Source organism: Dactylosporangium salmoneum (assembly GCF_039532525.1).
Taxonomy (GTDB): domain Bacteria; phylum Actinomycetota; class Actinomycetes; order Mycobacteriales; family Micromonosporaceae; genus Dactylosporangium; species Dactylosporangium salmoneum.
Map to the genome: position 1 here is coordinate 300,079 of NZ_BAAARV010000004.1, position 12,423 is coordinate 312,501.

11 protein-coding genes and 1 pseudogene are annotated in these 12,423 nt (G+C 72.3%); 7 read left to right on the top strand and 5 right to left on the bottom strand.

Annotated features, from left to right (window positions below; all coding sequences use genetic code 11):
* Positions 1 to 120: 120 nt before the first annotated feature.
* Positions 121 to 828 (top strand): lysophospholipid acyltransferase family protein, encoded by a 708-nt coding sequence (locus ABD352_RS02335; protein WP_344610486.1) that lies wholly within the window; start codon positions 121 to 123, stop codon positions 826 to 828.
* A 39-nt stretch (positions 829 to 867) separates the two neighbouring features.
* Here the strand turns inward: ABD352_RS02335 and ABD352_RS02340 are convergent, their stop codons facing one another.
* The gene (locus tag ABD352_RS02340; protein ID WP_344610570.1) at positions 868 to 4,431 is read right to left on the bottom strand and encodes an AAA family ATPase; all 3,564 of its coding nucleotides are present in this window, start codon (positions 4,429 to 4,431) and stop codon (positions 868 to 870) included.
* A 129-nt stretch (positions 4,432 to 4,560) separates the two neighbouring features.
* Entirely contained in the window at positions 4,561 to 5,253 is a 693-nt protein-coding gene (locus ABD352_RS02345; RefSeq protein WP_344610487.1) for a Crp/Fnr family transcriptional regulator, read from the bottom strand.
* A 433-nt stretch (positions 5,254 to 5,686) separates the two neighbouring features.
* Between ABD352_RS02345 and ABD352_RS02350 the strand changes: the two genes are divergently transcribed.
* On the top strand, positions 5,687 to 6,436 hold the full coding sequence (locus ABD352_RS02350) for a phosphotransferase (protein WP_344610488.1): 750 nt from the start codon (positions 5,687 to 5,689) through the stop codon (positions 6,434 to 6,436).
* Positions 6,437 to 6,469: 33 nt separating this feature from the next.
* Positions 6,470 to 6,964 (top strand): polyadenylate-specific 3'-exoribonuclease AS, encoded by a 495-nt coding sequence (locus tag ABD352_RS02355; protein WP_344610489.1) that lies wholly within the window; start codon positions 6,470 to 6,472, stop codon positions 6,962 to 6,964.
* 125 nt (positions 6,965 to 7,089) lie between these two features.
* On the opposite strand, the pseudogene ABD352_RS02360 reads toward ABD352_RS02355, so the two are convergent.
* From ABD352_RS02360 to ABD352_RS02370, 3 genes and pseudogenes are all read right to left on the bottom strand, one after another.
* Positions 7,090 to 7,213: pseudogene (locus tag ABD352_RS02360) on the bottom strand (IS5/IS1182 family transposase); the annotation flags it as partial.
* An 88-nt stretch (positions 7,214 to 7,301) separates the two neighbouring features.
* On the bottom strand, positions 7,302 to 7,733 hold the full coding sequence (locus tag ABD352_RS02365; RefSeq protein WP_344610490.1) for an ABA4-like family protein: 432 nt from the start codon (positions 7,731 to 7,733) through the stop codon (positions 7,302 to 7,304).
* Positions 7,730 to 8,668, bottom strand: coding sequence for a hypothetical protein (locus tag ABD352_RS02370; RefSeq protein WP_344610491.1), 939 nt, complete (start codon positions 8,666 to 8,668; stop codon positions 7,730 to 7,732). The genes ABD352_RS02365 and ABD352_RS02370 overlap by 4 nt, the downstream gene beginning before the upstream one ends.
* A gap of 82 nt (positions 8,669 to 8,750) precedes the next feature.
* Between ABD352_RS02370 and ABD352_RS02375 the strand changes: the two genes are divergently transcribed.
* From ABD352_RS02375 to ABD352_RS02390, 4 genes are all read left to right on the top strand, one after another.
* The gene (locus tag ABD352_RS02375) at positions 8,751 to 9,389 is read left to right on the top strand and encodes a MerR family transcriptional regulator (RefSeq protein WP_344610492.1); all 639 of its coding nucleotides are present in this window, start codon (positions 8,751 to 8,753) and stop codon (positions 9,387 to 9,389) included.
* A 121-nt stretch (positions 9,390 to 9,510) separates the two neighbouring features.
* Entirely contained in the window at positions 9,511 to 10,539 is a 1,029-nt protein-coding gene (locus ABD352_RS02380; RefSeq protein ID WP_344610493.1) for a 6-phosphofructokinase, read from the top strand.
* 67 nt (positions 10,540 to 10,606) lie between these two features.
* Positions 10,607 to 11,410 (top strand): pyrroline-5-carboxylate reductase, encoded by an 804-nt coding sequence (gene proC / locus ABD352_RS02385; RefSeq protein ID WP_344610494.1) that lies wholly within the window; start codon positions 10,607 to 10,609, stop codon positions 11,408 to 11,410.
* Between the two features lie 34 nt (positions 11,411 to 11,444).
* On the top strand, positions 11,445 to 11,945 hold the full coding sequence (locus tag ABD352_RS02390) for a DUF2199 domain-containing protein (RefSeq protein ID WP_344610495.1): 501 nt from the start codon (positions 11,445 to 11,447) through the stop codon (positions 11,943 to 11,945).
* The last annotated feature ends 478 nt before the right edge of the window (positions 11,946 to 12,423 follow it).

The window sequence follows — 12,423 nt, forward strand, 5'->3', positions numbered from 1 at the left end:
TGAACGAAATCCTGACATGCCCGGCCGCCGTTCCGGGAGTGCGTTGTGGTGTGCCGTACTGGTTCGTACGCTCTTTGCGACGGTCATCACCGATTGTCGCGCGATCCCGAAAGGCCGGCCGTGCTCTACTGGCTCCTGAAGTACATCGTCCTCGGACCTTGGCTGAAGCTGGTCTTCCGGCCGAAGGTGGAGGGGCGCGAGCACATCCCCGCTGAGGGGCCCGTGATCATCGCCAGCAACCACCTCTCCTTCGCCGACTCGATCTTCATGCCGCTGAGCGTCAGGCGGCGCGTCACCTTCCCGGCCAAAGCGGAATATTTCACCGGGAAAGGCATCAAGGGCTGGCTGACGAAGCTGTTCTTCGCCGGCACCGGGCAGGTCCCCATCGACCGCTCCGGGGGTAAGGCGGCCCGGGCCGCGCTCGAGGTCGGCCTGCAGATCCTGCGGGAGGGCGGGATCTTCGGCATCTACCCCGAGGGCACCCGCTCGCCGGACGGCCGCCTGTACCGCGGCAAGACCGGCGTCGCCCGCCTGGCCCTGGAGTCGGGCGCGCGTGTGGTCCCCGTCGCCATGATGAACATGGACAAGGTCCAGCCGATCGGGCAGCGGCTGCCGAACCTCAAGCGGGTGCACATCAGGTTCGGCCCGGCGCTCGACTTCTCCCGGTATGCCGGAATGAGCGGGGACCGGTTCATCGAGCGGGCCGTCACCGACGAGATCATGTACGAGCTGATGGTGCTGTCCGGCCGGGAGTACATCGACATGTACGCCCAGAAGGTCAAGAACGCAGCCGCTAAGACGGAGACCCAGGAGCCGGTGGCGGCATGAGCGGTCCGCAGCGAAGCGGAGGGGCCGCGATCGGAAGGCTCAGTTCCTAGGCCTCACGTCGCCGGAGCGAAGCGGAGGCGGCGTGAGGTCCGCGAGCTCGAGGAGGCGGGGGGTGCGCGCCTCCTCGGCGAAGGCCACCAGCTCGGAGCGCCACGGCTCGATGCGCTCGTCCCTGCTGTGCCCGAGCGCCTGCACGGCCCAGGCCACCGACAGGATGCGCGCCGAGTTGTTCGGGATCTCCCCGTAGAGCTCGGCCGCGGCCAGGTGCATGTCGGCCGCCCGGGCGTGGTCGCCGTCGACGAAGGCGATCGCCCCGGTGATCGTGCGCAGCGACGCCTCGACCCACGGGGTGCGGTGCGGCACGTCGGCCAGCATGTCGCGGATCGCCATCATGGCCACCCGCCCGGAGAGCACGGCGGCGTGCGCGGTGGCGTCGATCCACTCGCCGCTGGCGATCGCCCGCACCTCCCGCCAGGTCTTGGCGAGCTCCACGATGAGCGCCTCGGCGTCGCGGTCGCGCCCCTGCAGGGCCCGGCACAGGGCGCCGTGGCCCAGCGTGACCCACTGGAGCCGGTAGAAGCCGCTGCGCCGCCCGGCCGCGACGAGGTCCTCGACGTCGTCCCTGCCGTCGTCGCCCTGCAGCGTGCGGATCCAGGCGTGCACCCCGCGCACCTGCAGGTCCCACTCGCCGCCGGGCTCGGCCAGGGCCGCCTCGGCCGCGGCCGCGTAGCCCGGCCAGTCGCCGGCGAAGTAGGCCGACTGGGCGACGTCGGAGTACCCCGTGGCCAGGGTGTGGCTGCCGGGCACCGCGTTGCGGCTGTCGTCCAGCAGCGCCTCGGCGGCGCTCCAGTCGCCGTCCTCGAGCAGCGCCCAGGCCACGTTGCGCAGCGCCCGGTGCTCCGACAGCAGCCGCCGCTCCCGGCTGACCTCCAGCGCGGACTGCAGCTCGACCAGGCCGGAGCGATCGCCGGCCTGGAACAGCGCGGTGCCGATGGTGATCCGGGCGCCGGTGGCCACCTCGATCAGGCCCAGCCGGTCGGCGATCTCCGCCGCCGCGCTGGCCGCCGCGACCGCCGGGTCGACCTCGAAGTTCAGCATGTGCAGGCGGCCCAGCTCGGCGTACGCGTCGGCCTTCTGCGGCCCGTCGGGCAGCTCGTCGAAGAGCTCCACCGCGCGGTCGAGGCACGACAGCGCGTCGAGCCGGTCGGCCCGCAGCCAGGCGGCCTGGCCCCGGACGGTCCAGGCCCGGGCCGCGCCGGCCTGGTCGCCGGCCGCGTAGAGCCGCTCGGCCAGCCCGACCAGCCGGTCGGCGCCGCCGCTGCCGAGGAACGACTCAGGGTTGGCGTAGAACGCGATCTCCGTGCTCAGCTGCTCGATGCGCAGCCGCTCCAGCGGCTCGGTGTCCCCGTCGCACAGCGCCAGGGCCTTGCCGGCGTGCGCGGCCGCCGCCTCCAGCGCGTGCAGCGCGTAGGCCCGGCGGGCCGCCCGGTGCATCGCGTCGCGGGCCGGCACGCTGTAGCGGGGCGCGTCCAGGCCGAGCGAGCGGGCGATCTCGTAGGCGGTGAAGCGGTGGTTGGCCACCACCTCGGCCAGATCGGTGTCGCGGTCGGCGGCCACGCTGTCGAGCCACTCGGCGGTCAGCTCGTGCCGGGCGACCCGCTCGGTGCGGGGGAGCCGCTGATAGCAGACGTCGCGCACCAGGACGTGGCCGAAGCGGTACTCCGTCTGCCCCTCCATCGTCGAGGCGGCCTGCTCGTGGATGAGGTCGCGCTGCTCCAGCCGGCGCAGCGAGCGCTCGATCCCGTCGGCCGGCCGGCTCATCGCCGCGCCGACCGCGCCCGGCCAGAAGTTCATCCCGACCACCGCGGCCGCCTGCAGCACCGCCCGGTCGGCCGCGTCGAGCAGGTCGACCCGGTTGGCGATGACCGCGTGGACGCTGTCGGGCATCGGCAGCTTCCGCCCGAGGGCGTCGGAGGCGGGCAGGTTGCCCTGCTCGGCGAGCATCCGGGTGTACTCGAGCGCGTAGAGCGGGTTGCCGTCGGCCAGCTCGACCAGGGAGCTCAGCGACTGCGAGGGGAAGGTCGCGGCGCCCAGCAGGTGGGCGTACATGGTGGCGATCTCGGTGTCGCGCAGCGGCGGCAGCGTGATCGACACCGCACCGGCCACCGCCCCGGCCCAGCTCGGGTTGCGCTCCAGCAGCTCCGGGCGGGCGGTGCACAGCAGCAGGAGCGGCACGTCGCGCACCGAGGCGCCCAGCCGTTCGACGAACCGGACCATCGACTCGTCGGCCCAGTGCAGGTCCTCGAAGACCAGGACGGTCGGGCGGTGGGCGGCCAGCGCCACGACGAACCGGCGCCAGGCCGACTCCGTCTCGTCCGGGGCGAGCTTCGGCCCGGGCAGGCCGACGAGCGGGCTCAGCGCGTCGGCCAGCCGCTCGGCCTCGGAGGGCCCGACGATGTCGGCCAGCGCGGAGTCGAGCCGCTCGCGGGTCGTCTCCGCGGAGTCGGTGTCCAGGATGCCGGCCTGCGCCTTGACGACGTCGGCCAGCGCGGCGTACGTGACGTTCTCCCCGAAGGGCGGGCAGCGCCCGGTGCGCCAGGCCACCGGCGCGTCGAAGAGCCGCTCGGCGTGCAGGAACAGCTCGTGCACCAGCCGGCTCTTGCCGATGCCGGCGTGCCCGAGCACGGTCACCAGCTGCGGAGTCCGCTCGCGAAGGCCCCGGTGCAGCGCGTTGACCAGCAGGCTCAGCTCGTGGGTGCGGTTGACCAGCGGCGTCGAGCCGGCCTCGCGGTCCGGGTGGTTGCGCCGCAGCGGGGCCAGGGCCAGCCAGACCTCGGTCGGCGTGGAGCGCCCGCGCAGCGTGGCCGGCGGCTGGACCTCGTAGCGGATCGAGGACTTGGTCAGCGCGTAGGTGGTGCCGCAGACCAGCACCCCGCCGGGCGGGGCGAGCGACTGCAGCCGGGAGGCGGTGTTGACCACGTCGCCGGCCACGATCGCCTGGCCGCCGTCGCGGGCCGCGGCCACGTCGACGAGCGCCTCGCCGGTCGCCACGCCGACCCGGAAGCGCAGCTCGCGCTCGCCCTCGCCGGTGCTGGCGTAGCGGGCGAGCACCCGCTGCAGCTCCAGCCCGGCCCGCACGCAGCGCACCGCGTCGGTCTCGGTGGCCACGGGCGCGCCGAAGAGGGCCATGACCGCGTCGCCGATGTACTTCTCGACGACCCCGCCGTACTGCCCGATCACCTCGCGGGCGGTGGAGAAGAAGCTCTTCTGCAGCTCGCGCACCAGCTCCGGGTCGGCCCGCTCCACGTACGGCGTGAAGTCGATCAGGTCGACGAACAGCACGCTGATGCGCCGCCGGTCCTCGCTGCGGGCCGCCGGGATGGCCGGCACCTGGGCGCGGCCGGTGGCCCGCTCGGCCCGGATCAGGTTGCGCACGGCGGTGGTGTCGGCCCGCGGGGTGCCGCAACCGGTGCAGAAGACGGCGTCGGGCGCCAGGGTGCGCCCGCAGGTCGCGCACGGCGGGTTCAGCTCCGCGCCACAACCGCCGCAGAACCGGTCGCCGTCGCCGGCCTGGCGGCCGCAGCGTGCGCACTGACTGGAAATCGCCGACTCTCCCTAGGGTGTGAGAACCCATCCTCACACGGCGGCGGCCGGGGCGACCAGGTGTCCGATACGACACCCCGCGCCCCGGCCGTCCAGGTGATTTAAGACTGTCCTAAAGGACGGATCGCATCAACGGTCGGGCATACCTGCCCGGCGGCGCAGCGCGCTCAGGTCCGTCACGACGATCCGCCGGCCCTCGGTGCGCAGCCAGCCGCGGCTGGCGAAGGAGCCGATGGCCTGGTTGACGCTCTGCCGGGAGCCGCCGGCCATCTCGGCGAGCTGGCTCTGGTTGAGCTCGATCGTCACCATCGGCGCGGTCGTCTCGCCGGCCAGCCGGACCAGCGTCTTGGCCACCCGCCCGGGCAGGTCCAGGAAGACGTGGTCGGCGTTCTGCTCGGTGAGCCGCCGGATGAGCTGGCCGAGCGAGCGCATGACGGCGTCGAGGATCCGCGGGTTCTGGTGGACCAGCTCGATGAAGGCGTGCCGGGACAGCGCCAGCGCCTGGCAGTCCTCGATCGCCTCGGCCGAGGCCGAGCGGGCCGCGCCGTCGAGCAGCGACACCTCGCCGATCGTGTCCGGCGGGCGGATTACCGACAGGACCGCGCGCTCGCCGGTCGGGGCCGTCCGGAACACCATCACCGCACCGCGCTTGAGCACGATGAGCGACTCGCCCGGATCATTTTCGACGAACAGCAGCTGGCCTTTGCGGTATGTCCGTGGCACCGCCGCCTGGATGACCCGCTGACGCACATCGGGGTCCAGACCACTGAACATTTCCACACCGGTCAGTGCGTCGCCGGGATCTGGCAGCCGACCCTCCACGGTCAAACCCCTCCCGGTTCAGCGTTGATCGGACTTGTGATCACGTTAGGTGATCACGGAGACAGTACGGAACTTCTACCAGATCATGACGTGCGTGTCGGAGTCTGTACATCCCCCGCATCGGCTCACCGACAGCGCCGTTCATGAGTCCGCAGGCAGGCTAATGCCACCACGCAAACCGCTGGGGGGCGGGGGGCATGGCAAGGGCGCGACCGGGCCGTCGGATGGTGCGAGCATCCACGGCCCGGTCGCGTTTTGCCTGTTTCCCGGCAGTGCGCAGCGTGACGACGCATAATGCCTCCGTGGCCGCCCCCGCCGCCGAACAGGTCCGCACGACGCTGCGCCGTGGTTGGCAATGCAATCCGGGCCCGTGCATTCCGCTGGGCCGCGGAGCATGGCAGGTCGAGATCAACGGTGGACAATTCGTCGGCAAATGGGTGCCGGCGCGCCGCAGGTCCTCGAGGCCGGCCTGAGCGCCGCCGGTCGGGCCGAGGCGGCCGGTTTCGATGCCGGGGCACCGCTGCGGGCCGCCGACGGCGCGCTCACGGTGGCGGTCGGCGACGGCGCGGTGGCCCTGCTGCGCCTGGTGCCGGGCCGCCCGCTGCAGGCGGCCGACCCGCTGGACCGGCAGTGGTGGGGCGGCACCCTGGGCTCCGTGCACCGCGCCCTGGGCGGCTTCGCGCACCCGGCGCTGGCCAAGTTCGAGCCCGCAGGTGTACCGCGGGAAGCCCCCCACCTGACCCTGGAGCCCTGGCTGCGGCCGGCGGTGCGGGACACGGCCGCCGCGGTCCGCCGGATCATGGTCACCGACCAGCTCACGTACGGCGTCCTGCACGGCGACCCGCGGGCCGCCCACTTCCGCCTCGACCCGGACACCGGCGCGGTCGGCCTGGTCGGCTGGGCCGCCGCCGGCACCGGCCCGCTGCTGGCCGACCTCGCCGCCGCCGTGCTGGCCGCTGGTGGCCCGGCGAACGCGGCCGGCCTGCCCGAGGCCTACCTGCGGGCCGGCCCGGTCCCGGCCGACGAGTGCGAGGCCGTGCTGCCCGCCCTGCTGTGCCACCGCGCCGCCCTCGCCGCGGCCGGCACGGCGGCCCGCATCCACGTGGACGGCGGCACCCCGCGCGACCACGCCGAACTGACCCGCCTGGCCGTGCTCTACACGGAGCTGGCCGCCTCGCTGTGATCGGCTTCGCCGCCATGGGGCAGGATGGGTGCGGTGTCGGCGTATCGGTACTTCTACGACTGCGAGTTCATCGAGGACGGCCGGATCATCGATCTGGTCTCGATCGGCGTGGTCGACGAGCACGGCCGCGAGTACTACGCGGTGTCCACCGAGTTCGACGACTCCCGCGCGGTCCCGTGGGTGCGCCGCAACGTGCTCGACAAGCTCCCGTCCCCGGCCGACAAGTCGTGGCGCTCGCGCGAGCGCATCCGCGAGGAGCTGCTGGACTTCCTGACCGAGCCGCTGCGCTCGGGGGAGGCGGACGAGCTGGAGCTGTGGGCCTGGTACGCCGCCTACGACCACGTCGCCCTGGCCCAGCTGTGGGGCTCGATGCCGGTGCTGCCGCGGGAGATCCCGCGCTTCACCAAGGACCTCCGCCAGCTCTGGGACGACGCCGGCCGCCCGCCCCTGCCGCTGGCCGAGGGCCGGCACGACGCCCTGGTCGACGCCCGCCACAACCTGGCCCGCTGGCGCGTGATGCACGGCTGAGCGGGATTCCGTCGATTCCCGACATGTCGGGCGCTGCCGCCATGTCGGATTTATAACCTGACGGGGTGTAAATCTGATTACAGCCCCATCGGTAGTGGGTTCTGACCTGGTGGATCGGCTGCGTTGAGGGTGGGTTTCAGCAGCGGCGAGTCGTGCCGGGTCGCGCCCGCGGCGACGATGCCCGGGCGGGACACCGCCGCCGTCGGCGACGACGGAGCCTTTTCGGCCGCCTGTGCCGCGGTCGATCGGGGCTGGCGACCCGCCCATACCCGGCCCATGGACCAGGGCCGTCACGAGATGCTCGAACGCGCCAGCGCCCGACTTGTCGAAACGATCTCTAGACGGCGTCCGGGGCGCGCTTGCCGAAGAGGCGCAGCGCCAGGTACAGCGGCAGCCCGATAGGGGAGAGCAGGATCGTCAGCACCAGCACGGGCGCCATGAGCAGCGGGTGCATCCCCCGGGCCCGGCTGTCGAGGTAGATCCACCGGCCCACGAACAGGTCCCAGGCCAGCACCTGCGCCCACACCGCGGCCACCACCTCGTCCCGCGCCAGCAGCGCCTTCACGCCTTCGAGGTCCGGGCTCAGCATCTCCCGGGCGAAGTCGCCGAACGCCGGCGCGATCGCGAACGCCCACACCACCAGCGCGGGGAGCAGGATCAGCGGCGAGGAGACGATCGCGCGGGTCCACCGCCACGTGGGCAGCAGGATCATGAGGGCCCAGAACGGTACCGCCGCCAGAAATGCCAGCTGGAAGAGCGTCGCCGTCACGAGAACGCCTTCGCCGGGACCCGCGCCGGGGTGCCGATGGCGGCCCAGGCGGCGCCGGCCAGGGTCAGCGCGAGCAGCGCGCCGGCCGCGCCGAGGGTCAGGGAGTCGGGGTGGACCAGCGACTGGCCGCGCAACGCCTGCCAGGTGACGAGGACGGTCAGGCCGGCATAGCCGAAGCCGGCCACCCCGATCAGCCGGACCCGCACCTGGTCGGCCCGCAGGCGGGCGAAGCGGGCGCCGGCCAGGCTCAGCAGCAGCGCGAACAGCGGCAGCGCCTGCAGCGCGTGCATGCCGATGAAGTGGCCGGCCCGCAGGTCGCCGCCCGTGGTGCTCCAGTTGACCAGCGGCAGGCCCGGGCCCCCGTCGGCCACGCCGACGCTGTGCGCGCCGACGATCGTCGGATGGTCCTGGGCGAGCTCGGCCTGGGTCGGGATGGTCATCAGGAAGCCGACCGCCATGCCGCCGAGGGCGATGATGAGCCCGAGCCGTACGGCAAGCGCGTTGGCCCGGTCCGGCATGCGCTGCATCAGCAGCAGGATCGCGAGGATCAGGGTCGCCGCCCAGGCGATCGCGATCGTGGCGCCCATGATGTCGAACAGGGCGCCGTCGAGCGGGGTCTGGAAGTTGAAGTGGCTGCGGTGCCCGCGGGCGGCCTGCCCGTCGATCACGGCGATCTCGATGAGCATCGTCGCCGCGATGATCGTGCCGAGCCACCAGCCGAAGCGCCGGCGCCGTTCGGCCAGCAGGCCGATCATCCACGCGATCGTGACGGCGTAGATCGCGATCGACACGGAGAACTTGAAGGGCTTGAGCCAGATCGGCACGCCGAGCAGCGTGCGGTCGTCGGCGAAGATGCCGATCGCGGTGAGCAGGGCCAGCGCGGCCATGAGGCCGGCGGTGACGACGAGGGGACGGTGAAGTCGGGCGACATGCATCGGACGCTCCCGAAAAAATGGATAGCGGTGCTGTCTGCTATTGGCAAGGTACACTATCCATATCAAGGTCGGAAGGAGTTCCATGCGCATCGCCGAGCTGAGCCGGCACACCGGCGTCCCGGTGCCGACGATCAAGTACTACCTGCGTGAGGGCCTGCTCCCGGCCGGTGAGCTGACCAGCCCGAACCAGGCCCGGTATGACGATCGCCACGTTCAGCGGCTGCGGCTCGTCCGGGTGCTGCTCGACATCGGCCGGTTACCGATCGCCACCATCCGGCAGCTCCTGGCCGCGCTCGACGAGCCCGACCCGGACGTGCACAAGGTGCTCGGCCACGCGCTGCCCTCGGCGGTGGCCAACAAGGACTCGATAGACCCTGACGCGGTCCGGCGGGAGCGCCAACGCATCGACGAGCTTGTGCAGAAGCGGGGCTGGCTGGTCGGCCCCGAGGCGCCGGCCCGGCAGGCCGCGGCCGAGGTGCTCGCCGCATTCGAGCAGGTCGGGGCCGACGTGAGTATGCTGTTGGGGCAGTACGCCGACGCCGTCGAGACGATCGCGGTCTATGACCTGCAGTTCGTCGGGCGGGCCGGGACCCCCGAGGGCATGCTCCACGCGGCGGTCGTCGGCTCCATCCTCGGCGACTCGTTGCTGGCCGCGCTGCGGCGCATGGCCGAGGAACACGAGTCGGCCAAGAAGTTCGGTATTCGCGGGGACGACTGCTGAGGGTTCAGCTGGAGCGACTACAGTGCGCTGTGAATCGGCAGCGTCGCCATGAGCGGGTACCTCCGGCTCGACCGCGCCCGTCCGTGAGGTCGAGCACGCAACCAGGAAGGCAAGATCAAGCATGCGTATCGGCGTACTGACCGGGGGCGGCGACTGCCCCGGCCTCAACGCGGTCATCCGTGCCGTGGTCCGCAAGGGGATCTCCACCTACGGCCACGAGTTCGTGGGCTTCCGTGACGGTTGGCGCGGTCCCCTGGAGGGCCTGACCCGCGAGCTGGGCATCGCCCAGGTCCGCGGCATCCTCCCGCGCGGCGGCACGATCCTCGGGTCGTCCCGCACCAACCCGTTCAAGATCGACGGCGGCGTAGAGAAGATCAAGTCGAACCTGGCCGACCTGGGCGTCGACGCCCTCGTCGCCATCGGCGGCGAGGACACCCTCGGCGTCGCCACCAGGCTGACGGAGCTGGGCGTCAACGTCGTCGGCGTGCCGAAGACGATCGACAACGACCTCGGCGCGACCGACTACACGTTCGGCTTCGACACCGCGGTGAACATCGCCATGGAGGCGATCGACCGGCTGCACACCACCGCCGAGTCGCACCACCGCACCCTCGTCGTCGAGGTCATGGGCCGCCACGCCGGCTGGATCGCCCTGCACGCCGGCCTGGCCGGCGGCGCCAACGTGATCCTGCTGCCGGAGCGGCAGTTCGACGTCGACCAGGTCGCCGGCTACGTCGAGAAGCGCTTCCAGACGCAGTACAGCCCGATCGTCGTCGTCGCCGAGGGCGCCCAGCCGCTCGACGGCCAGATGGTGCTGCACAACCAGGAGCTCGACTCCTTCGGCCACGTCCGCCTCGGCGGCATCGGCCAGTGGCTCGCCGAGCAGCTGGAGGCCAAGACCGGCAAGGAGGCCCGCACGGTCGTGCTCGGCCACATCCAGCGCGGCGGCACGCCCACCGCGTTCGACCGGGTCCTCGCCACCCGCTTCGGCCTGCAGGCGATCGACGCCGTGCACGAGGGCGACTTCGGCAAGATGGTCGCGCTCAAGAGCACCGACATCGTGCGCGTCCCGCTGGCCGAGGCCACCCGTGAGCTCAAGACGGTCCCCGTCGAGCGGTACACCGAGGCCGAGGTCTTCTTCGGTTCCTGATCTCGTCCCGAGGCCTGGGGCCGCCGACGGCGGCCCCAGGCTCCGCCGTTTTCCTGGGGAGTCTCCTGTGCGCACCATCGCGGTCTTCGGCGCCGGCAAGCTCGGCGAGGTCCTGCTGTCCGGCCTGCTGCGCGCGGGCTGGCCCGCCGACAAGCTCCTGGCCACGGCGCGCCGTCCGGAGCGGGCTCAGGAGCTTTCGCAGCGGTACGGCATCCGCGTCGTCGACAACGAGAGCGCCCTGCTCGAGGCGGAGGTGGTCACCGTCGCCGTGAAGCCCCAGGACGCCGGCGCCCTGCTGGCCGACCTCGGCCCGAAGATGCCCGAGGGCAAGCTCGTCGTGTCGCTGTGCGCCGGCCTGCCGACCACGTTCTTCGCCAAGTACCTGCCCGAGGGCACCCCGGTCGTGCGCGTCATGACCAACACCCCGGCCCTGGTCGACGAGGCGATGACCGCCATCTCGGCCGGCTCGCACGCCACCGCCGAGCACCTCGCCCTGGCCGAGGAGATGTTCCGCCCGCTGGGCCGCACGATCCGCGTGCCGGAGTCGCAGCAGGACGCCGTCACCGCCTTGTCCGGTTCCGGCCCGGCGTACTTCTACTACCTCGTCGAGGCGATGACCGACGCCGGCATCCTGCTCGGCCTGCCCCGCCAGGTGGCGCACGACCTCATCGTGCAGACCGCCATCGGCTCGGCCGTCATGCTGCGCGAGTCCGGCGAGCACCCGGTCAAGCTGCGCGAGGCGGTCACCTCGCCGGCCGGCACCACCATCAACGCCATCCGCGAGCTGGAGAACCACGGCGTGCGGGCCGCGCTGCTGGCCGCCCTGGAGGCCGCCCGCGACCGCGCCCGGGAGCTGGCCGCACAGAGCTGAGCGTGTTTCGTCCTCGCGGGTCTACCATGCCGCGGTGACCTTCGTCTGTGCGTGCTGCGATGCGGAGATCGGTGACGTCCCGACCGTGTGGGCGTTCTCGGCACCGGACTATTGGGGCGCCCCGGAGGCGGGCGGCGAGTCGTTCCTCGAGGACGAGCTGTGTTGCATCCACGCGCCCGAGCTCGACGAGCTGCACTTCTTCATCCGCGGCCTGATCGAGATCCCGGTGCGCGGGTCGGAGGAGCACCTGACGTACAACGTCTGGGTAAGCCTGAGCCCGGCCAACTTCGAGCGGGCCGTCTCGCGGTGGGACGACCCGGCCCGCGTGGAGGAGCAGCCCTACTTCGGCTGGCTTTCCAACAACATTCCGGGGTACCCCGACACAATCCAGCTCAAGACCCGGGTGCATACTCGGGAGCCGGGCCGGCGCCCCTTCGTCGAGCTGGAGCCGACCGACCACCCGCTGGCCGTCGAGCAGCGCGACGGCGTCGACGCCCATCGCCTCGCCGAGGTCGCCAAGGTCTGCGGCGGTTGAGGCGGATTTCATTCAGGCATTCATCGTTGTTGACCTCTGCTGTGACGATCTACCTTGATTACCAACGGTTAGCTGATATGTACCCACGACGAACCCGGCGCACCCCCCACGCCCCGTCGTGTAAACCGCGCCCGGCGGCTTCCCCAACCTCCCCTCAGAGGTCCGCCGAGGACGCGGCGTAAAGCCCGCCGTCGACCGCAGAGGTGGTCGGCGGCGGCTTTGCGGGTGTTCCCCGGCTCTCCGCCCGCCGCCCGCCGCGCTGCGGCCCCCGGCCCCGCCGTGTGCCGCGCTGCCGCCCCCGGCCCCGCCGTGTGCCGCGCTGCCGCCCCCGGCCCCGCCGTGTGCCGCGCTGTCGGCCCCGCCGTGTGCCGCGCTGCCGCCCCCGGCCCCGCCGTGTGCCGCGCTGTCGGCCCCGCCGTGTGCCGCGTCTCCCGGCCCCGTCGTGTGCTTGTGTCTCCGGCCCCGCCGTGTGCCGCGT

What these genes read in the sequence shown, in the direction of transcription:
- ABD352_RS02375 (WP_344610492.1), top strand. Translation starts at nt 8,751, where the DNA reads ATGCGCATCGCCGAGCTGAGCCGGCACACCGGCGTCCCGGTGCCGACG.
- ABD352_RS02380 (WP_344610493.1), top strand. Translation starts at nt 9,511, where the DNA reads ATGCGTATCGGCGTACTGACCGGGGGCGGCGACTGCCCCGGCCTCAAC.
- ABD352_RS02350 (WP_344610488.1), top strand. Translation starts at nt 5,687, where the DNA reads ATGGGTGCCGGCGCGCCGCAGGTCCTCGAGGCCGGCCTGAGCGCCGCC.
- ABD352_RS02370 (WP_344610491.1), bottom strand. Translation starts at nt 8,668, where the DNA reads ATGCATGTCGCCCGACTTCACCGTCCCCTCGTCGTCACCGCCGGCCTC.